The 22,247-nt window shown below is 47.3% G+C and carries 24 protein-coding genes; 1 reads left to right on the top strand and 23 read right to left on the bottom strand.

The window, feature by feature from the left end; translation table 11 throughout:
* Nucleotides 1–8: 8 nt before the first annotated feature.
* The 18 genes from AC1TPC_RS04750 to AC1TPC_RS04665 form a co-directional block, all read right to left on the bottom strand.
* Nucleotides 9–1,502 carry an AAA family ATPase gene (locus AC1TPC_RS04750; protein ID WP_482065710.1) on the bottom strand — a complete coding sequence of 498 codons (1,494 nt, stop codon included), beginning with the start codon at nucleotides 1,500–1,502 and terminating at the stop codon, nucleotides 9–11.
* A 1-nt stretch (nucleotide 1,503) separates the two neighbouring features.
* On the bottom strand, nucleotides 1,504–2,034 hold the full coding sequence (locus AC1TPC_RS04745) for a hypothetical protein (RefSeq protein ID WP_482065709.1): 531 nt from the start codon (nucleotides 2,032–2,034) through the stop codon (nucleotides 1,504–1,506).
* A 114-nt stretch (nucleotides 2,035–2,148) separates the two neighbouring features.
* Complete coding sequence (locus AC1TPC_RS04740; protein WP_482065708.1) at nucleotides 2,149–2,679, bottom strand: cell wall elongation regulator TseB-like domain-containing protein; 531 nt, start codon at nucleotides 2,677–2,679, stop codon at nucleotides 2,149–2,151.
* Nucleotides 2,679–3,980 carry an amidohydrolase gene (locus AC1TPC_RS04735; protein ID WP_482065707.1) on the bottom strand — a complete coding sequence of 434 codons (1,302 nt, stop codon included), beginning with the start codon at nucleotides 3,978–3,980 and terminating at the stop codon, nucleotides 2,679–2,681. The genes AC1TPC_RS04740 and AC1TPC_RS04735 overlap by 1 nt, the downstream gene beginning before the upstream one ends.
* Complete coding sequence (locus tag AC1TPC_RS04730) at nucleotides 3,961–4,617, bottom strand: redox-sensing transcriptional repressor Rex (protein WP_482065706.1); 657 nt, start codon at nucleotides 4,615–4,617, stop codon at nucleotides 3,961–3,963. Before AC1TPC_RS04730 ends, AC1TPC_RS04735 begins: the two co-directional genes overlap by 20 nt.
* The gene (gene dinG / locus AC1TPC_RS04725) at nucleotides 4,614–7,520 is read right to left on the bottom strand and encodes an ATP-dependent DNA helicase DinG (protein WP_482065705.1); all 2,907 of its coding nucleotides are present in this window, start codon (nucleotides 7,518–7,520) and stop codon (nucleotides 4,614–4,616) included. Before dinG ends, AC1TPC_RS04730 begins: the two co-directional genes overlap by 4 nt.
* A gap of 16 nt (nucleotides 7,521–7,536) precedes the next feature.
* Nucleotides 7,537–8,238 (bottom strand): hypothetical protein, encoded by a 702-nt coding sequence (locus AC1TPC_RS04720; protein ID WP_482065704.1) that lies wholly within the window; start codon nucleotides 8,236–8,238, stop codon nucleotides 7,537–7,539.
* A 122-nt stretch (nucleotides 8,239–8,360) separates the two neighbouring features.
* Nucleotides 8,361–8,744, bottom strand: coding sequence for an aspartate 1-decarboxylase (gene panD, locus AC1TPC_RS04715; RefSeq protein WP_482065703.1), 384 nt, complete (start codon nucleotides 8,742–8,744; stop codon nucleotides 8,361–8,363).
* The gene (gene panC / locus AC1TPC_RS04710) at nucleotides 8,671–9,621 is read right to left on the bottom strand and encodes a pantoate--beta-alanine ligase (RefSeq protein WP_482065702.1); all 951 of its coding nucleotides are present in this window, start codon (nucleotides 9,619–9,621) and stop codon (nucleotides 8,671–8,673) included. Before panC ends, panD begins: the two co-directional genes overlap by 74 nt.
* Nucleotides 9,618–10,532, bottom strand: a complete 915-nt coding sequence (gene panB, locus AC1TPC_RS04705; protein WP_482065701.1) for a 3-methyl-2-oxobutanoate hydroxymethyltransferase — start codon at nucleotides 10,530–10,532, stop codon at nucleotides 9,618–9,620. The genes panC and panB overlap by 4 nt, the downstream gene beginning before the upstream one ends.
* A gap of 257 nt (nucleotides 10,533–10,789) precedes the next feature.
* A complete protein-coding gene (locus tag AC1TPC_RS04700) occupies nucleotides 10,790–11,764 on the bottom strand; it encodes a biotin--[acetyl-CoA-carboxylase] ligase (protein ID WP_482065700.1) in 975 nt (324 codons plus the stop codon).
* 41 nt (nucleotides 11,765–11,805) lie between these two features.
* Nucleotides 11,806–13,095: a CCA tRNA nucleotidyltransferase gene (locus tag AC1TPC_RS04695; RefSeq protein ID WP_482065699.1), complete on the bottom strand. Its 1,290-nt coding sequence runs from the start codon at nucleotides 13,093–13,095 to the stop codon at nucleotides 11,806–11,808.
* A 32-nt stretch (nucleotides 13,096–13,127) separates the two neighbouring features.
* Entirely contained in the window at nucleotides 13,128–14,291 is a 1,164-nt protein-coding gene (gene bshA / locus AC1TPC_RS04690) for an N-acetyl-alpha-D-glucosaminyl L-malate synthase BshA (RefSeq protein ID WP_482065698.1), read from the bottom strand.
* 64 nt (nucleotides 14,292–14,355) lie between these two features.
* Entirely contained in the window at nucleotides 14,356–15,051 is a 696-nt protein-coding gene (bshB1, locus tag AC1TPC_RS04685; RefSeq protein ID WP_482065697.1) for a bacillithiol biosynthesis deacetylase BshB1, read from the bottom strand.
* Nucleotides 15,048–15,470 carry a methylglyoxal synthase gene (mgsA, locus tag AC1TPC_RS04680; RefSeq protein ID WP_482065696.1) on the bottom strand — a complete coding sequence of 141 codons (423 nt, stop codon included), beginning with the start codon at nucleotides 15,468–15,470 and terminating at the stop codon, nucleotides 15,048–15,050. Before mgsA ends, bshB1 begins: the two co-directional genes overlap by 4 nt.
* Nucleotides 15,471–15,500: 30 nt before the next feature.
* Nucleotides 15,501–16,307, bottom strand: a complete 807-nt coding sequence (dapB, locus tag AC1TPC_RS04675) for a 4-hydroxy-tetrahydrodipicolinate reductase (protein WP_482065695.1) — start codon at nucleotides 16,305–16,307, stop codon at nucleotides 15,501–15,503.
* 5 nt (nucleotides 16,308–16,312) lie between these two features.
* On the bottom strand, nucleotides 16,313–16,858 hold the full coding sequence (locus AC1TPC_RS04670) for a tetratricopeptide repeat protein (protein ID WP_482065694.1): 546 nt from the start codon (nucleotides 16,856–16,858) through the stop codon (nucleotides 16,313–16,315).
* 54 nt (nucleotides 16,859–16,912) lie between these two features.
* The gene (locus AC1TPC_RS04665; RefSeq protein ID WP_169081701.1) at nucleotides 16,913–17,248 is read right to left on the bottom strand and encodes a nucleotide pyrophosphohydrolase; all 336 of its coding nucleotides are present in this window, start codon (nucleotides 17,246–17,248) and stop codon (nucleotides 16,913–16,915) included.
* A 183-nt stretch (nucleotides 17,249–17,431) separates the two neighbouring features.
* On the opposite strand from AC1TPC_RS04665, the gene AC1TPC_RS04660 reads away from it, so the two are divergent.
* Nucleotides 17,432–18,295 (top strand): YitT family protein, encoded by an 864-nt coding sequence (locus AC1TPC_RS04660; RefSeq protein WP_482065693.1) that lies wholly within the window; start codon nucleotides 17,432–17,434, stop codon nucleotides 18,293–18,295.
* A 6-nt stretch (nucleotides 18,296–18,301) separates the two neighbouring features.
* Here the strand turns inward: AC1TPC_RS04660 and AC1TPC_RS04655 are convergent, their stop codons facing one another.
* The 5 genes from AC1TPC_RS04655 to AC1TPC_RS04635 all read right to left on the bottom strand — a co-directional run bounded on the left by AC1TPC_RS04655 (nucleotide 18,302) and on the right by AC1TPC_RS04635 (nucleotide 22,043).
* Nucleotides 18,302–19,174 (bottom strand): sporulation protein YpjB, encoded by an 873-nt coding sequence (locus AC1TPC_RS04655; protein WP_482065692.1) that lies wholly within the window; start codon nucleotides 19,172–19,174, stop codon nucleotides 18,302–18,304.
* A gap of 42 nt (nucleotides 19,175–19,216) precedes the next feature.
* Entirely contained in the window at nucleotides 19,217–19,849 is a 633-nt protein-coding gene (locus AC1TPC_RS04650) for a DUF1405 domain-containing protein (RefSeq protein WP_482065973.1), read from the bottom strand.
* Nucleotides 19,850–19,936: 87 nt separating this feature from the next.
* On the bottom strand, nucleotides 19,937–20,806 hold the full coding sequence (locus tag AC1TPC_RS04645; RefSeq protein ID WP_482065691.1) for a c-type cytochrome: 870 nt from the start codon (nucleotides 20,804–20,806) through the stop codon (nucleotides 19,937–19,939).
* A gap of 18 nt (nucleotides 20,807–20,824) precedes the next feature.
* Complete coding sequence (qcrB, locus tag AC1TPC_RS04640) at nucleotides 20,825–21,496, bottom strand: menaquinol-cytochrome c reductase cytochrome b subunit (protein WP_053376377.1); 672 nt, start codon at nucleotides 21,494–21,496, stop codon at nucleotides 20,825–20,827.
* Between the two features lie 16 nt (nucleotides 21,497–21,512).
* Nucleotides 21,513–22,043: a Rieske 2Fe-2S domain-containing protein gene (locus AC1TPC_RS04635; RefSeq protein WP_482065690.1), complete on the bottom strand. Its 531-nt coding sequence runs from the start codon at nucleotides 22,041–22,043 to the stop codon at nucleotides 21,513–21,515.
* Nucleotides 22,044–22,247: the final 204 nt, after the last annotated feature.

The raw sequence follows: 22,247 nt of genomic DNA, 5'->3' as shown, positions 1-22,247 counted from the left end.
TAAACGCTTTATGCTGCTGAGTTTGACTTAAAGAGGCTTCTAAACTCATCTCCGCTTAGTGTTTCCTCTCGAAGCAGCGTTTCTAGCGATTGTGTAAAGATAGCACGCTTCGACTCAAGCGTCGCTTTCGTTTGCAGCATCAGCTCATCTAGAATCTCGCGGTTGATGTTCGCATAAGCCTCCTTGGTTATCATCGATGCATCAATAATGCCAAGATCCGTTAATCCGGATTCAACCAGCGTTTTGACAATGCTCATCGATTGCTCAAAGTCGCCTCGCGAGCCTGTGCTTCGACCGCCGTAGAACATTTCCTCTGCAGCAGCTCCGCCTAGCGCAATCATAATTTGACCATTGAGGAACTGCTTCGTATAAAGATACTGATCCTGCTGCGGGTTGTGGCGTACATAACCTAGCGCTTGTCCGCGCGGCGATAACGCAACCTGCGATACGCTTCCTGGTCGAACAACCTCAGCCATAATGGCATGTCCAAGCTCATGGAGCGCGATGCGCTCACGTTCTTCCTTCGTAGCTTCCCGATCCGTCTTCTCGCCCATCATGACTTTATCTATGGCCATAGAAAGATGGTTTTCGCCTATTTTGTCGCTGCTTTCCCGCATCGCATATATCGCCGCTTCGTTCATCACGCTCTCAAGCTGAGCGCCTGAGAAACCAAATGATTCTTTTGCAATACGATCCAAGTCAACATTCTCGTCCATTGGTTTATTTTTTGCATGGATGTTCAAAATATGCAGCCTGCCCTTCTTATCCGGCAAATCGACTCCAATATGGCGATCGAAACGGCCTGGACGCAAAAGCGCGCTGTCGAGCATTTCCTTGCGGTTGGTAGCCGCTATCAACAAAATACGTGGCGACTCATTTGCATAGATGCCGTCCATCTCCGTCAATAGCTGATTTAAGGTTTGGTCATATTCACGCTGCTGGCCGCCGTCTCTTTTGCCGCCAATAACCTCAATCTCATCGATAAATATGACCGCACTGCTTTTTTTCGCTTTATTCGCCTTCGTGCGGGCATCCTTGAACAAATCACGCACACGTCCCGCACCTACGCCGACATACATCTCTACGAACTCACTGCCCGAGGCAGCCAAATAAATCGAATCCGTATACTGCGCAGCCGCCTTTGCAAGCAGAGTCTTGCCTGTTCCTGGAGGACCTGAAAGCAAAATGCCTTTCAGAGGCCGGATGCCGAGCTTAGCAATCTGCTCTTGATGAACAAGAAAATCAAGCGCCTCTACAAGCTCCTGCTTTGCCCGCTCCTGCCCTCCAATTTGATCGAAGGTTAGTGGTGTCGACTTCGCCTCTGTGCTTCGCTTTTGGCTCGACATAGCCGTTAGCTTGCCTTTGCCTCGCGCTGCATAGACTACCACAAAGCCCAATACGCCAAGCATCAGTATGGGAAAGATATTTTGTCCAATAAAAATTAAAAAAGCAATGAGTACAGGTACAATTCCGATTGCGATTTCCACTCCGTATTTTCTCATATTACCATGCCTCCAATTGAGCTGGCGTACGTGGAAGCACAACATATTTTACTGCTTCTTTATTCGTAATCGTTATATATACGTTGTTATCATCCATCACTGTTGCAATTGTTACATCCTTCATCGCTTTTGCTGCTTTGTTCATTGCTTCTGGAATGCTCGAATACGTTTTTGTTTCCATCGCTTCTGCAACCTCGAACATCGAGGAATACCATAGATCATCCAGCTGCTTGCTGGATTTTTCTTTTATATCCAGCACTAGCTTGCGGTCACCAAACACGTTTTTGCCGTTTGCAGAAATATTCTCGTATATATCTCGGATGTTAGCATTTGGCGCCAACTCCACCTGAATAGTCACTTGTTCGCTGTCCATTACCGGTTTGCCAGACGATACTACGCCTTGCACTTCATTAACAACCTGCTCCAATGGCGCTGCTACAGCAACTTGATTATAAATGGCCCAGCCGCCAAACAAAACGGAAGCCGAAATTGCAGCGGTAATGATTACCGGCATCACACGTGGTTTTATCATAATGAAATTACCTCCCGCAACTATATATTGATCTTTCCGTATATCAATTCCGCTATACGAAAGTATATCATGTTAAGCTGCGAGATTCGTCCATCAATATAAGGAAACGGAGCCTTAGGGCTCCGTTTTGGCAGGCAATTTATAAGAATCAATGAAGGTTCCGTCATCAAAGCTATAGAAATCGTACAAGATATGCAGAGGCTTCTGGCCATCATCATAATAGACTTCCCAAATCGGTTTTCCACCAAGCAGGCCAGGTTGAATTCGTTTAATGTTCGCGTCTGGCTTCTCGTTATTAAACGAACTTTTCAGCGTTTGCTCCGACACGGCATCATCCGCATTAATGATCTTGGGCAATTGATCTTCGGTCAGCCATACGAATACCTTATCATCCGCTTGATTTACGCCTTCAACAACCCAGCTCTCTTTGCTCCATATATGATGATAGACATTATTAATAGAAGCTAGATCAGCCGCTTTTGTTGCTTGCTCCTTGGCATCCTTTATGGCTGACCACTCTGGACCTTGTATATCGCGAAAATAAATAAAGAAAAAGGTGATCAGCAGCAAAAGACTAGCGACGATCAAAAACAACCATTTCTGCAGCGTCATAAACGGCGGACGTTTTCTAGCGATTACGCGCATTAGGCTTGCAGCAAGCGATCGAAGCTCGCTTGCGCCTCGTAACGAATTTTCTCCTCATCGAGGAAGGTGCATTCGCCGAATTTGAGTACTTGCCGCCCGTCAATCCATACATGCGCAACGTCGCGTCCGGATCCGGAGTAAACCAAATGCGAGATCATATCCGTCTTCGGATAGAAATGCGGCTGCTCGATGTTAATAGCGATAAAATCAGCCTTCATTCCTTCTTTCAAGCTGCCGATTTGATCCTGCTGCCAAATGGATTTGGCTCCGTAGACAGTACCCAGCTTTAATGCCTCAATTGCCGGAATTGCGGTTGGATCGCCTGACACGCCTTTGTGCAGCAGAGCAGAGAACCGAATTTCCTCAAACAAATCCAAATTATTGTTGCTTGCGACACTGTCCGTTCCAAGCGATACGGTCACGCCGGCACGAAGCAGGTCGGGTACGCGCGCGATGCCGCTCGCAAGCTTAAGATTGCTTACTGGGTTATGCGATACCGCTACCCCCTTGGCAGCAAGGATCTCGATCTCAGCATCGTTTAGATGCACGGCATGCGCAACGAGCGCTGGGCGCGAGAAGAAGCCAAGCCGCTCCAAATGCTCAACGGGACGAACGCCGTAATCTCTAACATTTTGCTCAACCTCAGCTAATGTTTCGGACATATGCGTATGCAGCGGCAAGTTGTAATCATGTGCAGCCTGGACAAACCGTTCAATATAATCCGGCGGACATGTATAAGGCGCATGCGGAGAAATCATCGTTGTAATGCGGCCATCCGCTTTGCCGTTCCAATCGCGCGCGAATGCGATTGCCTCAGCAAGCTTTGCCTCTTGAACGTCCGGCGGGCATAGGCCAATTACACCTCGTGTCAATACGCCGCGGATACCGCTCTGTTCTACCATTTGTGCAACCTGATCCATCCGATCATACATATCGACAAAAGCCGTTGTACCCGAGCGGAGCATTTCAACAATAGCAAGAGCGCTGCCGGCACGCGTATCCTGATCGACATATTTTCCTTCCATCGGCCACATTTTCTGCTCTAGCCATACTTGCAGATTCTGATCATCGGAGTATCCCCGCAGCAGGCTCATCGCCGCGTGGCCATGTGTGTTAATAAGGCCTGGCATAAATGCCAGCTTGCTTCCGTCGATTTTTTGGACGCCTTCTGAAAGCTGTACAGGCGCTTCCGTACCTATGTAGGTAATCCGGTCATCCGTAACGACCATATGTCCCTTAAACGTTGGATTTGCATCATCCATCGTAACAAACAAACCATCTTCAATCCAAATCTGACTCATCCTTGGACTCTCCTTCTCTAACTAAATAGTAAGCTAAGCTAAGCAGCTCCTTAGTGAAATCCGCGTTATGTATCCGAATTTCATCCGGTACGCGCAGGATGGCAGGCGCAAAGTTCAATATCCCCTCTACGCCTGCCTCCACGAATTGATTGGCGACATTTTGTGCTTCAAAAGCCGGCACCGTTATAATGCCAATTCTAATCTTTTGCTCCGAAACGGTATTAACCAATTCGCTCATAGGCAGCACGATCAAATTGTTAATGCTCGTTCCGATTTTGCTTGGGTGCACATCGAATACGGCCGTAATTTGCATGTTGTCCTTCGAGTATTTATTGTAATTGCATAAGGCATGTCCTAAATTGCCGGCTCCCACCAATGCAACCTTGATCGTCTGATCAACCTTCAAAATCTGCCGTATCTTTTCAATTAAATAAACGACGTCATAGCCGACACCCTTGCGCCCAAAATCACCGAAATAAGCAAGATCCTTACGGATTTGAGCAGGATTTAGATCAAGCTTCACGCCTAATTCTTGTGATGAAACGGTTTGAATTTCGCGATTATGCATTTCGTTCAATACTTGGAGATAAATCGGGAGCCTTCTGACTACGGCCTCCGATATTTTCGTTTGCTTCATCGCTTCTCCTCCTCAGCACTAGACGCAGCTTGACTCAACTGCGGAACTTCCTGCTTTTCTTCCGACAACCATTCCCGCATCCGTACAATCATTTGATCCGTATGCATCGTTTCGATTTTTGGACCCGGCAAGGAATATAAGAAATGCTTCCCATAGTACGTATCAATTACCCTCGTATCATATATGATTACAATACCCTTATCCTGCGATGTTCTTACAAGCCTTCCGAAGCCCTGTTTAAAGCGTATAACCGCTTGAGGAATAGACAGCTTCATAAATGGGTTTTGCTTTTGACGCTGCAGCATTTCAGCCTTGGCCTCTGCTAATGGATGATTCGGCGGCTGGAATGGCAATCGAACGATAGCCAGGCAAATCAAAGCTTCGCCAGGAATATCTACACCTTCCCAGAAGCTGCTCGTACCAAGAAGAACAGACTCAGGCGTCTGGCGGAATCGTCTAGTGAGCTTTGTACGGTTGCCGCTGTCGATGCCCTGTCCGAGTACTTGAATGCCTGCTGCGCTTAATTGATCCTTAAGCGGCTCATATACCTGCTTAAGCATCCGGTAGGACGTAAACAGCACGAGCATTCTCCCGTTCGTTTCCTTTGCAGCGTCTGCGAGCGATTTTACAAGCATATCCAAGTAAGAATCATCTACAGCAGCGCCTCGCAGCACCGGAAAATTACGAGGTATGACAACGAGTGCCTGCTCCCTATAGTTGAAGGGCGAGGGAAGCTGTACGGTTTTAAGCTTTCCTTGCTCTTCATAGCCAGTCAGCCCGAGCTGCTCTGATGCATATTGAAATGATTTTTGCACCGATAACGTTGCTGACGTCAATACGATGCTCTCTTTTACATCAAAGAAGTACTTTTGAAGCTGCGCGCTTACATCTACAGGAACGCCATACAATTGTACAGACCGATGACGGTAAGTGCTGCTCGCCTCGATCCAAAATACCGAATCCGCAAGATCAAGCTTTATAAAGGTCCGCAGCTCATCCTTAAGACGCGATAAATCGCGAACGGCTCCGTTAAGATCGGTAATGATCGCTTGTACGCCAGAATCGTCTACACGGTCTTTAATATCGGTAACCATCTTGTCTACAGTACGAACTACACGGTTAAGCTCGGTATGTAAATTCTCTTCAACTGTAACGCCATCTTCCCAGCTTGCTGGAAGCTCGTTTTTCTTAAGGCGGCACACGGACTGCCCGTTTTCGGTTGGACTATCCGAAGAGGTAGACGTAAAGCTATAAAGCATTTCAAATAGTTTATCCCAGTGCTCCTTAATCTCTTGAAAAATAGGAATAACCGTATCAATCGTCTCCAGCCAGGAAGCTTGGTGAGCGTCATCCTCGTACATAAGCTTCTGACGCAGCGCAGGCAACAGCCCTGAACGATTGTCCTTGAACAAGCGAAGCACAGCCTGTGTCAAAGAAAAATAATTGATTTGCATGCCGAGATGCTTGCCAGCCACCTCTTCAACATGATGCGCTTCATCAATAATAAGATGAGAATAGGCCGGAAGCAAACGATGATCGGCTTGAACGTCCGTAAACAGCATCGAATGATTCGTTATCGTAACGTCCGCAATATTCGCTTCATGCTTAGCACGGTGATAGAAGCATCGCTTGAACCATGGACAAGCCCGATTCAAGCAAGAATCCGTGTCGCTTGCTACCGTTGACCAAAATTCGGCGCCTTTGTTGCCAAAGTTAAGCTCCTCCTGATCGCCTGTCTCCGTCTCGCCAAGCCAGACAACCATCTGTGCTGCAGTGACCGTGTCCTCAATTGGCGAAACAAGGTCTTTGGTATTTACTTTTCCTTCGAACTTGCGCAGACATAAGTAGTTGCCTCTGCCCTTGAAGATAGAAGCTCTAAATTCGAATGGCAAAATGTCCTCGAGAAGCGGCAAATCACGCTGTCTCAGCTGCTCCTGCAAGTTGATCGTATGCGTACTGACGACAACCTTCTTGCCGTTCTGAATGCCATAGTAAAGGGCAGGAATTAAATAACCGAGCGATTTTCCTGTACCTGTTCCCGCTTCGATAAGCAAATGCTGATTTTGATTGAGCGCGCCGAACACTTCTTTAAACATCGATACCTGCGCTTCACGCTCTTCATAATTTTCGAACTTTTGCTCAAAGCGCTGCCTGACGTCAGCCAAATAATTGTCGAAAGATACATCCGTTAATGGCAAAGCGTCGCTGCTGCCTGTACGGGCAGGCTGCTCATCGCTCCATTCTCTTACCTTCATCGCAAATTGATTGAAGTAATCGTATTCATTCGATTCAAAGACGGTACGATACTCCATCTGCTGCTGCGTATGCTTAATAAACCAGCACAAATCGCTGCCATCGTCTACAAGCGCAGATAGCCGCTGCAAAGTGAGCAGCGGCAGTTTGCGAAGCTTTGTAATCGTTTCGATAAGCAATAGCGCGGTTGCCCTTGCATCGCTATCGGCACGATGATGCTGATCATGCTGTATTCCGAACAGCTCAGAAACGGCTCCGAGCTGATACGTATTTATTGTGGGATATAAAATGCGAAGCAATTCAATCGTATCCAGCCTTCGGCCGTTAAAGGCACGCATGCCGCAGCGGGCTAGCGCTTGATTCAAAAAGCCGGCATCGAAGCCAACATTATGAGCAACTAGCACTGCATCATCCAATAACGGAACAAGCTTGGCGATGACCTCTTTAAGCGTTGGCGCATCCGCAACGACCGTTTCATCAATGCCTGTTAATTGTGTAATGAAAGTCGGTATTGGGATGTTAGGCCGAACAAAGGAGCTAAACGTATCGATGATTTCAAGCTCATCAGAAACGATGACCAGCCCAACCTGCAAAATGTCATCCTCCGAGCCATTTCCCGTCGTTTCTAAGTCCAATACTGCAAATTTCATTCATTCCCCGATCCTCTCACAAACAGCACAGCTCCGTGCTTCCGAAATATAACGATAATTGCTTGGGTGTTTCTTGGCAAGACTTCAAATTGTTAAGCGGATCTTTGAAGCTTGGACATACATCGTAAGCCTTCATGAATAATTGCTCCGCTTGCGCCAAATTCATATGCACCGCTTGAATGCACCCTAGCGCATTATAGCCCATAGCCAGCCATTTGGGGAAGTCCGTCAACGCAATCAGCAATTGAAAATGGCGCTGTGCTTCACTCCAATTTTGAAGATGCATCTGGGTCATCCCCAAAAATAGTCTAGCCAAATTACATTCCGGCGATTGCAAAATAGCCGTTTGAAATTGTACCGCTGCGTGCGAGAACATAAATAACTTATAATAGCCTTGACCTTTGGATATAATTGCTGCAAGCTCATTTGGTATTTCTAAATCGGCTAAACTACAGGGTACTGCTGATGAAGCAGGCAGGCTTTGCTCTGCAGCTTCCATCTGTGGCTTCGGAGCTGTGGCAAGATCACTTTGCTGCTCCTTGAAGACAGCAAATTTCTCCTCGAATTCAAGCCACTGCTCTATAAATGTATCGCTAACTTTTTTCAATTGTACCATTTGTTCTTCGTAATGCTGCTTTTCCTTTGCACCTGCACCCTCATACTGTTCAATAATTTGATCAAGCATGTCGTTCATGGATGAAAACATATGCTGGAACATACCGCATCCCGCCTTCGCCAGAGAATTAAGGAGTGTTATGTTCATTTTTTGTTTAAACGTCGCTTTTCATACGGTGTCCCAATCGTTACATAACGGAGGGATTAACGTTGCCATTTCGCAAGTTACAGGATTGTCGCATGCAGTTCTTCATTCAAAATCTGCAGAGGATGATTATTGGCATCGAGAATGGTGACGATTGGCTTGTGCTGCTTAGCTTCTTCATCCGTCATCATCGCATAGGAAATAATAATAACCTGATCGCCTGGCTGTACCTGCCTTGCGGCTGCTCCATTCAAGCAAATAACGCCTGAGCCGCGTTCGCCGGTGATGACGTAAGTCTCGAAGCGCGCACCGTTGTTGTTGTTAACGATCTGGACCTTTTCATTTTCCCATAGGTTGGCTGCATCCATCAAATTTTCATCGATCGTAATGCTACCTACATAATTCAGGTTCGCTTCTGTAACGGTTGCCCGATGCAGCTTGGATTTCATCATCGTTCTGAACATGCTCATTCACCTCCGCTGCCTGTAGTAATTGATTATCTATAAGACGAGTTGCGCCAAATTTAACGGCAAGCGCCAATATTAAAGGCTGATTAATGGATGCGATAAGAGCAGATGCCACCGGTGCCTGCAAGGAAGGATAATAAAGCAGTTCCACATAATCGATTACCGCTTCGCTTGCTTTGCTCAATTGAACCTTTACCTTTGCCTGAAGGCGTTCAACCGTCAGATCCGGCTCCGCCATCCAATCAGAGGCTTCCTGTAGCGTTCTGGACAAAATAACGGCCTGACTGCGCTGCTCGGCGTTTAGGTAAACATTCCGAGAGCTTAGGGCAAGACCATCCGGCTCGCGCACGATTTGGCAAGGTACGATCTGGACTGGGAAGTTAAGATCATGGACCATTTGTTCAATAACCGCTACTTGCTGCGCATCCTTCATGCCAAAGTAAGCCCGATCTGGCGAAACCAAATGAAAGAGCTTGCTGACAACCGTTCCTACTCCATCAAAATGCCCTGGTCTTGACGCCCCGCATAAACGATCTGTAACTTGATTGACGATGACCGTCGTGAGCGGCTTGTTAGGGTACATTTCCTCGACGGAAGGCATAAATACAATATCAACACCGCATTCCTCAGCAATAGCCAGATCCCGTTTCTCATCGCGCGGATAGCGATCCAAATCCTCATTTGGCCCGAATTGCAGCGGATTAACGAAAATACTCAGAACAGTAACATCACATTCAGATCGTGCTTGACGCAATAGCGAGGCATGACCCTCATGCAAAAAACCCATCGTTGGAACAAGCCCAACATTTTCATTCTCTTTGCGGAGGCTCGTCAATTGCTGCTTCAGCTCTGCTTTCGTTCGGCAAATGATCATGGCAGTGGAACCTCCTTCTTTGGCTGGCTGTTATCAGCTTGCCCATCGTTCTTCGCATTGGTGTCAGCACCGCCGTATAAAGAAGGAAGCGCTGCTGCAGGCTTTGCTGTGAACACATGCTCTTCTGCAGGGAAAGTACCCGTTTTTACTTCATCGACATAAGCTTGAATGGCATTTCTAATTGTGGTACCAATATCTGCATAAGTTTTCACGAATCTTTTCTCAAAGTATGGCGATGAATATTGCAAAATATCATGATATACGAGCACCTGTCCATCACAGCCGCGTCCTGCCCCAATTCCGATAACCGGTATGGTGAGAACATCGCTGATCATGGTGGCCAGTGATTCGGTTACAAGCTCAATTACGATACTGAATGCACCTGCTTGCTCCAGCGCCTTCGCATCCTTGATAAGCTGCTCGGCTTCCGAATCAAGCTTGCCTTGCACCTTATAGCCGCCCAACTGATGGACGGATTGAGGCGTAAGACCAATATGGCCCATTACGGGAATGCCTGCTTTCACGAGCGCTGCTACGTCAGAAGCGATCTCTTCGCCGCCTTCAAGCTTTACCGCTTGAGCGCCGCCTTCTTGCATAATCTTTGCTGCATTGCGCAGCGTTGACTCGCGGCCGATGCCATAAGTCATAAACGGCATGTCGGCTACGATGAACGTTTGCTGGGCTCCCCTAGCAACCGCTCTTGTATGATAAACGATATCGTCGATCGTTACGGGTATGGTCGTATCATAGCCAAGCACGACATTCCCGAGCGAATCGCCAACCAAAATAACATCGATTCCTGCTTCTTCAGCAAGCTTGGCTGAAGGATAATCATAAGCTGTCAATACGGAAATCGCATTGCGGTCCTGCTTCATCTTCTTCAAATTCGTAATTGTCAGTCGTTTCCTCATCAGCTTTCATCCCCCGTTCAATGATAGGATAAACACAAAAAAACCTTTTAGCCGCTGCTAAAAAGGTCCCCAAACTGAAAAGGAAACGTTTGCTTGTTGTGCTTCCTTCTGTCTCGGTCCCTTCGGCTCAGAGCAGAGTGTGCATTCCCAACCATTTACTTATTTTTTTGTTCGTCATCAGTGCAGCTTCCATTGAATACCGCCTGATGAATATAGTTTACCAAACTTTTTGCAATTCGTAAACGTTCTGAAATCCACTATAGAGGTTCGCCCATTTCTGCTGAGAATACAGGCTTCACCGTACCATCCGACAGTTCGATTCGAATAGCGCCGCTTTCATCAAGACCAATAGGAATGCCTGTAATATCCCCTTGCGGCGTTATGAGCCGTGCTGGCTTGCCAAGCGATACCGACAACGCTTCCCAAAGCGTGATAATTGGACTAAAGCCCTGCTCCTGGTAAAGAAAATAAAGCTGCTCCCACTCCTTCAGAAAATCGGCGATGACATCCTCACGTATCCACTTGTGCCCAGCATTAATGCGAAGAGACGTTGCCTTCTCCAGCAATTCCGCAGGATAATCGTCTTGCTCTAGATTAACGCTAATGCCGATGCCGGCGATTACGTATCGAAGCCGTTCATCCTCAGCAGCAGATTCAAGCAAAATTCCGCTAATTTTTTTGCCTTCGATGAGCAAATCGTTTGGCCATTTGATGCCGATAGGCAAGCTGGTAATCCGCTTAAGACTTCTGCATAGCGCAACAGCCGTCAACAAGGTTAGCTGCGGCGCAAAATGAATCGGCACGGATGGTCGCAGCACCATGCTCATCCAAACCCCTTTGCCGCGGGGCGATACCCAATTGCGTCCCATCCGGCCACGTCCGCTCAATTGCTGCTCAGCGAGGAACAGCGTCCCCTCTGCCGCTCCTTCTTCAGCTGCGGCACGCGCAAGATTTTGCGTCGACTCAACCGTTTCGAAATAATGAATCGTTTTGCCAAAAACGCTTGTTTCCAAGCGATTAGTCAACTGCTCTACTGAAAGGTAATCCGGAACGCTAACAAGGCGATACCCAAGCCGTCTGGACGCTTCAAATTGATATCCCGCTGCTTCTAGCTTGCGGATCTGCTTCCAAATCGCGGTTCTGCTCACGCCGAGCTCTTGGCTCATGCTCTCTCCTGATATGTACTCACCCGGCCTGTCCTCAAACAATCGAAGCAAGGATTCATGATTCAAGTTATTCCACCTCCTATTGAATTCACAGCAGGACTGACTCCTTAGTCCCTCTCCTTATTCCACAGCGTTGCTTGCTGAAGAAGGGCTGCCTTATTATTATCAAGCTGTTCTAGAGCTGCCATAAGCAGCAATCGACCCAAATAATCGCTTACCCAAGGCCCAGGTTCCCTTTGCAAATGATTCGTTAAATCTCTACCGCTTATTTTAAGCTGTTTGAGCGTTGATACAGGAATAGCTTCAAGCCATCCGTTCAAACGGCTTAGAAGGTCAATTGAGAAGGTCTGAGAAGCTGGATTGACCTTGCGCATGATCTCAAGCCATTCACTCGCATGATGCTTCCCGTAACGGATAATGACATCCAGCCAGCGGGCATGCAGCTCGCGTTCATTTACTTGCTGTGAGATGCTTTGCATGGCCTTGTGGATCTCTACGATCGTTGAAATCACTTTGCTGCGCGTATTCGAGAATCGAAGCACTTGAAGTGCTTGCCTTGCAGCATCGATTGACAATCGCAAGCCAATAGCAATCGCAGCCCAGCGCAAATCGACCGACTGCAGCTCATGCAGCCTACTATACAACCTCTTCGCTTCTGCTGTACGATCAGCTTCCTTCAATGCGAATGCTGTTTCATCGAGCAAAGGTTCCTTTATGTGAAAAAGCAATCCGCTAGCAGCCGCATAATGAAGCGCTCTCTGCGGAGCGGCTCCTGCGAGCATTTTATCAAGCTCGACCTGCACGCGTTCCATTGCGATAAATTTCAACAATTCGCGATGGCGTATGATGGCTCTCCATGTTCGAAAAGCAGGCGTAAGCCCATATACTCCGATGAAACGAACGGCTCTAAGCATGCGCAGCGCATCCTCTTGGAAGCGAGCCTCCGGATCGCCCACCGAGCGGAGCGTTTTATTTTGCAAATCATAAATTCCGCCATACGGATCATAAAGCTCCCCGTCCTCGCCAAGCGCCATAGCGTTCATCGTAAAATCCCGCCTTAATAGATCGCCATCCAGCTCCGTAATATAAAGCACGCTCTCTGGTTTGCGATGCGCCTCATAAGCGGACTCCTGCCTAAACGTCGTGACTTCATAAGTAATGTCGCCTTGGATAACCGTAATCGTACCATGCTGCAAGCCCGTTGGTATGCAGCGCTCAAAGAGCTCGAGCACCTGCTCCGGACGGGCTGAAGTAGCGATATCGACATCTTTAATGGTCAAGCCTAATACGGTATCCCGCACTGCGCCGCCGACAAAGACGGCTTCGAAATGTTGCTCTCGAAGCCGCTGAACGATGGGCAATGCGGATAAAATCGGTTCTGGAAACGAAAGCCGCATAACACTCACCTTCCTTGGCAGCAGCTTATCGATTAATCGCTGCACACAGCAATCGGCAAGTCTGCCTCAATGCCAAGCACCCGATAATAAATTTGCTCATATTGCGTAGTAATGACATCGTTGCAAAACTCATTTCTTGCTCGGAACATGCAGGCTTGTTTAAACTGCTTATGAAGCTTCTCGTCAGTAAGCAGCCGCTCGACATTTTTGGCCATATCCTCTACGTCGCCGATAGGCGACAAGAAACCGGTCTCCCCGTGCGTAATAAGCTCAGGAATGCCTCCTGCATCCGAACCGACCGTCGGAACGCCGCAGGCCATCGCTTCAAGCGCTACTAAGCCGAAGCTTTCCTTCTCTGAAGGAAGAAGCAGCACATCTGCCATCGAAATGACCTGTGCAACATCCTCCTGCTTCCCAAGGAAATGAACCCGATCTTCAAGGCCAAGCTGCATGATCCGATGCTGAATTTTGGACAGCTCCGGACCTTCGCCTACGAGCAGCAGCTTTGACGGAACCTTCTCCGTTACGCGGGCGAAAATATCGACCACATCGCCAACACGCTTCACTGGGCGGAAGTTAGAAATATGCATTAAAATCTTCTCGTTTGGCGCCGCGTAGTTAGCACGAAGCGAAACCGCATCACGTGGATAATACACGCGCTTATCGACAAAATTATACGTTAAATCGATAGGCGTCGTAATATCGAGCAGCTGCCTTGTTTCATTGATTAGATCCTTCGACACGGCTGTAACAGCGTCGCTTTGATGAATGGCAAGGCGAATCAGATTTTTTAACGATTCATCCTGCGCCAGCACAGTTATATCGGTACCATGCAGCGTCGTCACCGTCTTAAGCCCATCCCCGTTCATTTGCTTCGCCAAATAGGCACAAACCGCATGGGGTACTGCATAATGTACATGAAGCAGATCAAGCTGCTGCATTTTTGCCACCTGCGCCATCTTGCTAGCCAAAGCTAAATCATACGGCGGATAACGGAACACATAATAATCATTGACTTCAACTTCATGGAAAAAAATATTTTTATTAAAGTGACCTAAACGAAAAGGAATACTGTGTGTTATAAAATGAATTTCATGGCCGCGTTCAGCCAGAAGCTTGCCTAATTCGGTAGCCACGACTCCCGAACCGCCCAAGGTGGGATAACAGGTTATGCCTATTTTTAATTTTCTCGCCACGGTTGTCGCGCCTCCTGTGTTCATCACGTATAACTATTGTATTACACAAGAGCTGTACGAATTGTCAAAAAAATTGTACGGCGTGAGGGCGTTTCAAAGCAAAGCCCTCGGCATACGCCCAGCCTCTTGCTTGTCCAAGCAGCGAATCACGCGCTTCCACACGCTCCACATAACGATTTGTGAGCGGCGTCGCCACACGATCTGATCCGGCTGCTGCATCAAATTGCGAACGATAAGCTAATAGCGCGTTACGCTTAGTTTCATGGAAATCACTAATATCAACGATTAAGGACACTTGGTCCGCGTCATTTATATAATAATAAATAAGCTGCGAGACTTGCACCGCAGGCAGCTCAGGCAAATACCGTCGAAGCTTAGCATTAAAGACGGCCTCCTCAATCAATTGGCTGGCTGCCATATGATCAGGGTGACGGTCCACCCAATATGGCGCAAATACGACACGCGGTTTAAGTGTACGAATTTCAGATACAATTAGCTCAATTTGATTTCTGGAAGGCTCTAAGCCTCGATCCGGCAGTCCAAGATTTGACCGCATGCTAAGCCCAAGTACGCTTGCGGCGGCAGCCGCTTCTTGCTTGCGCAGCTCCACCGTACCGTTGGAGGACATTTCGGCCTCCGTTAAGTCACACACGCCAACCTTGAAGCCAGCTTGTACATGCTTTGCGATTGTCCCGCCCATTCCAATCTCGGCATCGTCCGCATGAGCGCCAAAAACGAGAATATCAAGCGCTTCTGTCATTCTTCGATACCGGGTTTATATTTGTGAACAAGCTCGCGCCATCCGAAATCGCCGCGCTCAAGCGCCTTGACAAGCAATTCCGCTGTCGCAACGTTAGTCGCAACCGGAATGCCCTGTACGTCGCATAGACGAAGCAAAGCGATAATGTCCGGCTCATGAGGCTGAGCCATTAGAGGATCGCGCAAAAATATAATTAAATCCATCTCGTTCTGTGCCACTAACGCTCCGATCTGCTGGTCGCCGCCGAGCGGACCCGACATGAACCGATGGATGGACAAGCTTGTTTGCTCCATAATGCGAGAACCGGTCGTACCAGTCGAATAAAGCTTATGCGGCACAAATACTTTCTCATATGCGATTACAAAATTTACGATTTCCTCTTTCTTGCGATCATGTGCAATAAATGCAATGTTCAACATGCCGTTCCCCTCTCCTGCTGCCTGATAAAACTAATCCATAATATGTTCGAAGCCGTAGATTAAACCGCTGTAAGTCATAACCTTCTTCACCGCTACATTGACGCCTGGCATATATCCTGCGCGATCATATGAATCATGGCGGATCTTAAGTGTTTGACCGTTGCCGCCAAATACAACCTCCTGCTGTGCAAAAACACCTGGAAGCCTTACGCTATGTATACGGAATCCATTATAGTAGCCGCCGCGCGCGCCTTCTATTACTTCTTCCTCCTGTGGATTGCCTTGACGCAGCTCCTTGCGCACCTGCGAGATCAGCTCTGCTGTTTTGATGGAAGTGCCTGAAGGCGCATCCAGCTTCTGATCGCCGTGATACTCGATAATTTCCACATGCGGCAAATATTTTGAAGCCTCAGCCGCGAATTTCATCATTAATATTGCTCCGATAGAGAAATTTGGCGCGATTAAGCCGCCGATCCCTTTCTCTTGGCAAAGCTCGTCCAGCTCTTCGATTTGTTCAGGCGTAAATCCGGTTGTCCCGATAATTGGACGAACGCCAAATCCAATTGAAGTTTTAGTATTGCTGTAAGCTGCCTGCGGTACCGTAAAATCAACCAGCACATCGGCTTGCGCACTGCTGAGCGCTTCTTCAAGCGTAGCGCTTACGATAACTCCGGTATTAGCCTTTCCGGCAAACAAACCTGCATCAACAGGACCGGCTGAAGGAGCGACAGCCGCTACCAATTGAAGCGTCTCGTCCTCCAGCACCATTTTGACAACCTCGCGCCCCATTCTCCCGCTTGCGCCAGCTACTGCTACTCGTATTTTTTGTGTCGTCATGCTTATCACCTGTTTCTTTTTCTTTTTTGAACATTTATGCGCATATGCAGCATGCGCCGCTTTCGATTTACGTCGGCAAACAGCCTTCTAGCTGCCGAATGGCTTGGATCAAGCCGCATCGCTTCTCTTGCGTTGCTTGCCGCCTTATCATATTGATTAAGCGCAGCATATATCACACCAAGCGTATAGAACGCATCAAAGCTCAAGGGGTCAAGCGTACTTGCACGATCCAAAAGCTCCGCCGCTTCGACCAGCTTAGGCGGTACCTTCGCTAACAGAAGATCCGCTTCAGCAAGAAGGATTCTAGCTTCAACCGTTTGCAAATGATATTTGTATTCGGCATGCTCGGGATCGAGCCTTAATGCAGTCTCCGCGTACTGCATGGCTTTCGCCCATTTTCCGCTGCGCGCGCATGATACGGCGCATGTATGATAATAAAAAGCATTGTCTGGCTCAGCTTCTATCGCTTGCTCGAACCAATATATCGCTTGCTCGAAATCGCTGTTAAAGATGAATTCATAAGCTCTCTTGATGCAGCTCTCTCCATCCATCCGCCCATCCTCCTTGTACACAGGTTGATGGTACAGCATATGTTGGGAGCTTGTTTACAGTTCGGTTATTTTCTTCGTCCACCGATTTGCATCGCGAGTCGCAAATTTATGCATAACTTTATTATGCGCTTCCGTTAAATCAATATTGAGCGAATTTGCAAAGCAAGAAAGAATAAATAATATATCGCCCAGCTCCATCTCAACGGAATTATCCGCCTCATCGGCCTTTTTGGGCTTTTCCCCATAGAAGTGGTTCACTTCGCGAGCAAGCTCTCCTACTTCCTCTGACATTCTGGCCATCAGGGCAAGCGGGCTGAAGTAGCCTTCTTTAAATTGAGAAATGTAATCATCTACTTCTCGCTGAATATCTGACAATGTTTTTTCCGACATCGATACATTTCCTTTCTGTCGATAGCTATACTCCCTTATGTTAACGTAAAGACATATTTAAAATCAATGTTTTTCGAATGACGATATTAAGCCATACTACTTGTAAGTAAATGTTGACCAGTCGCTAATTGCATATGGTTACGATAAGGATTCATATCTGTACGGAATAGGAAGTGGTCCGGAATGGCTAAAATGCTGCAGCAATTGCGTTTGATAATACCCATAATGATCGGCACCGCAATCTATGCTTTCGGACTGCATTATTTTGTCATTCCGAATCAATTAATGGAGGGCGGCGTAACAGGCATTGCCATTCTGCTCAATTATGCGGCCGGCTTCCCTCTTTCCGTCTCGACACTAGTACTTAACATCCCCTTGTTCTTTCTCGGCTGGAAGGCGCTTGGACGCGGCCAAATGATGTATACTCTGATCGGGGTCGTCTCATTATCCTTCTTCCTCGCGCTCATTGAGCAGCTGATTAACCGCAACTGGATCGTTCCATTCCACAGCACAAATGATTATATGCTCGTTGCTCTCTATGCTGGCGTATCGCTGGGCATCGGCCTTGGAATCGTTTTTCGTTTTGGCGGAACGACAGGCGGCGTAGACATTATCGCTCGGATCATTTCACGGTCAAAGGGAATGAGCATGGGACAAATTATTTTGTCATTTGATGCTGTTATCATTGGTATTTCTTTGTTCTATATTACAATCGAGAAGGTCCTTTATACGCTTGTAACCGTGTTTATCGCATCAAAGCTGATTGACTTCATTCAAGACGGCGCATATGCAGCCAAAGCCTTTTCCATCATATCTGAGCACGGAGAAGCGATTTCCAAAAAAATTACGATAGAGCTGGATCGCGGCGTCACTCTTATTCCAGCAAAAGGCGCTTTCTCCGGCCAGCAAAAAGAGGTCGTCTATTGCGTCGTCCAGCGGCAGGAAATTCACCGTCTAAAAACGATTGTTCGCAATATCGACCCCAGAGCTTTTATCGTTATAAATGAAGTGCATGATGTGCTTGGCGAAGGGTTTAAAGAAGATTAACCTTCCCTACTTCGGTACCTTCTTTACGCCAAACGGATTTGCTTTATATTTCCTCCAACCTGAATAGGTGAGTATGGCGGATATAAGAGCACCTAAAAAAAGCGTCCAGCTAAGAGGATTGGAGGTTGGGATTGCTGCTACAGTCGGCAATGCATCCTCTCGCCCGCTCTGATCAAACAAGCGAATGAGCGATTCCTTTAGCGCCGTCAGGGAGCGGTTAATCATCGCTTCGTTTGTAATATTATGAATATTAGCTTCCAGCAGCTTATTTGTATATTGTATTCGTTCAGTCAGCTCTGTCTCCCGCTTGCTGCCATAAAGCATGTCCATCGCCGGTTCAATCCGCTTGGCATGCTCCTGTAAGCTTGAAAGTGTTGCGCGAGCCGCTATCGCTCCATCGTTCGATTGGCGTTTCCACGCTTTCTCTACTCGCGATAAATCATCCAACATGACTCGCTCGTATTGCAGCCATAAGGCATGCTCAGGCCGAATGAGCGCATCTGCAGCCAATCTTATGCGAGCCGCTTCCATTAACCAGCTTGTCCTGCCTGCACCGCTTACAAGCGTTTGCTCGATCGCGTTTAAATCCTGAGCGACAGCTGACCAGCCTTCTGGATTTCCTGCTGCTTGCTTTAGCCCGCCTTCAATAATGAGCTTGAGCTGCTGAACATATTGAAAGCTTGTCTGACGGTTATTTGTGTAAGCTGCTTCATATAATGAGCTTGCCATTTCATCCATTCGCTGCAGCTGCTTGTATGGACTTGATGATAACAGAGGCGCATTCAGGCTAATCGATGCGCTGCTGCCCCATACTGAACCGGCATAACCAATCGTCATGACAATACATATGACGAATGGAACAATAAATCGTATCTTCATGGACATCCCCCCATAGATCAATCTATGAGGGGATGTAGAGCGTTATACCTTCTTTCTAAAACGCCACACAAGCAAAGCAGCGCCTAGGCTAAAGAGGGATAAACCATATGTAAAAGCACGTACAGCTGGCAAATCATCATGCAATTGCTTCGCTAGATACGGGAAGATTCCAAATGTGTAGTCCATCGTATCATTTAGAAGCAGCCAGCAAGCAGCCAATATTAGAGACAAAACCCCCGCCTTCATAAAACGGAAAAAGAGCAAAGCTTCGAAAGCCATACCTAAATGGGAGGCAATGAGCATGTAATGCTGCCAGTTCAGTTCAGCGCCCTGCCACGCTCCCGCTGCGATCATGGAGACGGCCCATATGCCGTATTTAACGGAGCATACGACAGCCAATGCTTCTATCATACTGCGGCCGACCCTTACAAGACCATATGACCTATGAGGCGGAAACAATAAATAGAGAAGAGCTATCGTAAAAAACAAGCTTGCCGTCGGCGAATCGGGAACGAATACAATTTGCCATACGGGATGATTATCCAGCGTATCTATAAGTTGCGCTTCGTACCATATGTATCCATAGATTGTCCCACCCAAATTGACAAGAAAAAGCAGCCACAAAAAAGGCCGGCTAAGCAAAAATTCGCGGCTCCAGAAATAAGTGAGCATGATGAACCACTACTCCTTCGACATAAGCTGGATTGTTCAATTCGAGAAAAAAACCTGACCGTGTAATACGATCAGGTTTTTATAAACGGTTTATTCTGCAGCCGCTTTTTGTTTGGATAACCAAGTTGAGAGCTGGTCGATTTCTTCGGCAGACAATTTTTCAGCAAAAGGCGGCATGCCGTTACGACCGTTCGTAACTACTTCAACAAGCTCTTCCTTCGACAATCTGTCGCCTACGCCAACCAAGCCTGGCACTGAGCCTTGACCCTTCAGGTCTGCTGCGTGACAGCTAACGCATTGCGCTTGCTTAGCGATGTCCATTGCTGGATCATTCGCATCAACAAGAGAAGCTTCAACTGTTGGTTTCGTGTAGTTCGGACGCTCTTTACCTGCTTCCGCAGCTTCGCGAGCTTTCTCTTCACGTTCATGATGCTCTGGCACTTGACCGTTGATTTCCAGCTGGTGCTGGTAGTGGTCCCAAGAAATAACTGTCAAGTACACGCATGCGATAAGCGTTAGCCCCATTAATGAGGATGCTATTGGACGACGGTAGAAGCGACGCTCCTTGCCTGTGTCCAAAAACGGTGCAAGCAGCAATGCGCCGAACATAACACCCGGTATACCTACCGTACCAAGCAAAATGTAATCTTGCGATACATATGGGTATTTCAAAAATTGATACAAGAACAAGAAATACCAGTCCGGCATCGGTATGAAAGCCGCATTCGTTGGATCTGCTGGATAGCCAAGCGGAGCCGGCTCTGCAATAACCCATACTAGAAAGCCGACCAACACAACGCAGCCAACCATCCATTCCTTAAGCAGGAAGTTCGGAATAAATGCTTCCGATTTACCTGGGAACGATGTATAGTCCGGAGGAATATTCGGATGGTTGCTTTTCTTAACACGCGAGTCGCCTACAAAGACAACCTTCTCATTCGAATTATGACCATGCGCCATAAGTAAGCCTCCCTTCGCTTAAAGTGGTCCCGAAATACCTTGTTTCCGAATCATGATAAAGTGCGCTGCCAACATGGCAATCAACGCGCCAGGCAAGAAGAATACATGGATCGCGAAGAAACGAGTTAGCGTCTGCGCGCCTACGATATCGCCCCCGTATAGGAAGGAAGCGAGATATGGTCCGATTACCGGTACGGATTCAGCAATTTGGACACCAACTTTTGTTGCGTAGTAAGCTTTGTTATCCCAAGGCAGCAGGTAGCCTGTGAACCCAAGGCCTAACATAATGAAGAAGATCAGCATTCCGACAACCCAGTTCATCTCGCGCGGTGCCTTGTAAGAACCGGTAAAAAATACTCGAAGGGTATGTAGGAACATCATTACAATAACTAAGCTTGCCCCAAAATGGTGCATGCCTCGAACGATTTGACCGAATGCAACCTTGTGCTGCAGGTAATCAACGCTCGCATAAGCGTTAATGATGTCTGGAACATAATACATCGTCAAGAACATGCCGGACAAAATTTGAATAACTGTGATGAAAAACGTCAAGCCGCCGAAACAATAAACGAACGCAGAGAAATGATGCGCCGGGTTGACGTGCTCAGGCACTTCATGGTCAGCTACATCTCTCCATAGCGGCGTAATGTCAAGACGTTCGTCGATCCAGTTGTATACACTTTTAAACATCTGCAATACGCCCTCCTTACGTTCTTGTATTCGGCATTACTGGACCCAAGTATACGAATCCGTCTTCAACCTTCACTTCGTATTCATCCAATGGATTTGGTGCAACCGTAATGTTTTTCCCATCTTTCGTGTAGCGGGCATCGTGACAAGGACAATCGTATTCATTTTGACCCTTCGTGTTCCAGCCAATTGTACAGCCCAAGTGCTTACAAACTGGAGAAAGTGCAAAAATTTTACCATTAGCATCCTTTGAAATCCAAGCTGCAAGCTCAGGATCACTTACGTACCAACCATCGACCTGATGAATTTTAAATTTAAATTCTTGCGGTTCGTTCGTAATTTTGCTCTCTTCCACAACTTTTACGTAAGTACCCTCACCCTTCTTCACAAGGAGTGGGTCCACTGCAAAACGAACCATTGGCAATACCGCGCCACCCATCATAAATGCAGTTGTGCCGCCGAGCGTATATGACAAAAATTGACGCCGGGACATTTCTTTGCGCTGAACCGGTCGATGCGCGGTCTCGTGTTGTTCATGGTTACTCATCTTCTGTTCTAACCCCCTTTGCCAACCATATCTCGCGTCTTGCCGCAGGGCAAAAACACATGACGAACTAGGACATAACTTATAATAGCCTAGGTGCTTGGGAGCGTCAAGAATATGGCTTCATATTTGAACGTTTATCAATTTATCGTTCAATAATTTGTTATCATTTTGTCACATTTGACCTTGTCTGGCATTTGTTTTCCC

The organism is Paenibacillus sp. Y280 (assembly GCF_056786335.1).
Note: the sequence above shows the minus strand (reverse complement) of the source record. Positions and strands in the feature narration are given on the sequence as shown.

Coding starts and splice junctions, on each gene's coding strand:
- AC1TPC_RS04750 (WP_482065710.1), bottom strand. CDS start 1,502: ATGAGAAAATACGGAGTGGAAATCGCAATCGGAATTGTACCTGTACTC.
- AC1TPC_RS04745 (WP_482065709.1), bottom strand. CDS start 2,034: ATGATAAAACCACGTGTGATGCCGGTAATCATTACCGCTGCAATTTCG.
- AC1TPC_RS04740 (WP_482065708.1), bottom strand. CDS start 2,679: ATGCGCGTAATCGCTAGAAAACGTCCGCCGTTTATGACGCTGCAGAAA.
- AC1TPC_RS04735 (WP_482065707.1), bottom strand. CDS start 3,980: ATGAGTCAGATTTGGATTGAAGATGGTTTGTTTGTTACGATGGATGAT.
- AC1TPC_RS04730 (WP_482065706.1), bottom strand. CDS start 4,617: ATGAAGCAAACGAAAATATCGGAGGCCGTAGTCAGAAGGCTCCCGATT.
- dinG (WP_482065705.1), bottom strand. CDS start 7,520: ATGAAATTTGCAGTATTGGACTTAGAAACGACGGGAAATGGCTCGGAG.
- AC1TPC_RS04720 (WP_482065704.1), bottom strand. CDS start 8,238: ATGTTCCAGCATATGTTTTCATCCATGAACGACATGCTTGATCAAATT.
- panD (WP_482065703.1), bottom strand. CDS start 8,744: ATGTTCAGAACGATGATGAAATCCAAGCTGCATCGGGCAACCGTTACA.
- panC (WP_482065702.1), bottom strand. CDS start 9,621: ATGATCATTTGCCGAACGAAAGCAGAGCTGAAGCAGCAATTGACGAGC.
- panB (WP_482065701.1), bottom strand. CDS start 10,532: ATGAGGAAACGACTGACAATTACGAATTTGAAGAAGATGAAGCAGGAC.
- AC1TPC_RS04695 (WP_482065699.1), bottom strand. CDS start 13,095: ATGCGGCTTTCGTTTCCAGAACCGATTTTATCCGCATTGCCCATCGTT.
- bshB1 (WP_482065697.1), bottom strand. CDS start 15,051: ATGACAGAAGCGCTTGATATTCTCGTTTTTGGCGCTCATGCGGACGAT.
- mgsA (WP_482065696.1), bottom strand. CDS start 15,470: ATGTTGAACATTGCATTTATTGCACATGATCGCAAGAAAGAGGAAATC.
- dapB (WP_482065695.1), bottom strand. CDS start 16,307: ATGACGACACAAAAAATACGAGTAGCAGTAGCTGGCGCAAGCGGGAGA.
- AC1TPC_RS04670 (WP_482065694.1), bottom strand. CDS start 16,858: ATGGATGGAGAGAGCTGCATCAAGAGAGCTTATGAATTCATCTTTAAC.
- AC1TPC_RS04665 (WP_169081701.1), bottom strand. CDS start 17,248: ATGTCGGAAAAAACATTGTCAGATATTCAGCGAGAAGTAGATGATTAC.
- AC1TPC_RS04660 (WP_482065693.1), top strand. CDS start 17,432: ATGGCTAAAATGCTGCAGCAATTGCGTTTGATAATACCCATAATGATC.
- AC1TPC_RS04655 (WP_482065692.1), bottom strand. CDS start 19,174: ATGAAGATACGATTTATTGTTCCATTCGTCATATGTATTGTCATGACG.
- AC1TPC_RS04645 (WP_482065691.1), bottom strand. CDS start 20,806: ATGGCGCATGGTCATAATTCGAATGAGAAGGTTGTCTTTGTAGGCGAC.
- qcrB (WP_053376377.1), bottom strand. CDS start 21,496: ATGTTTAAAAGTGTATACAACTGGATCGACGAACGTCTTGACATTACG.
- AC1TPC_RS04635 (WP_482065690.1), bottom strand. CDS start 22,043: ATGAGTAACCATGAACAACACGAGACCGCGCATCGACCGGTTCAGCGC.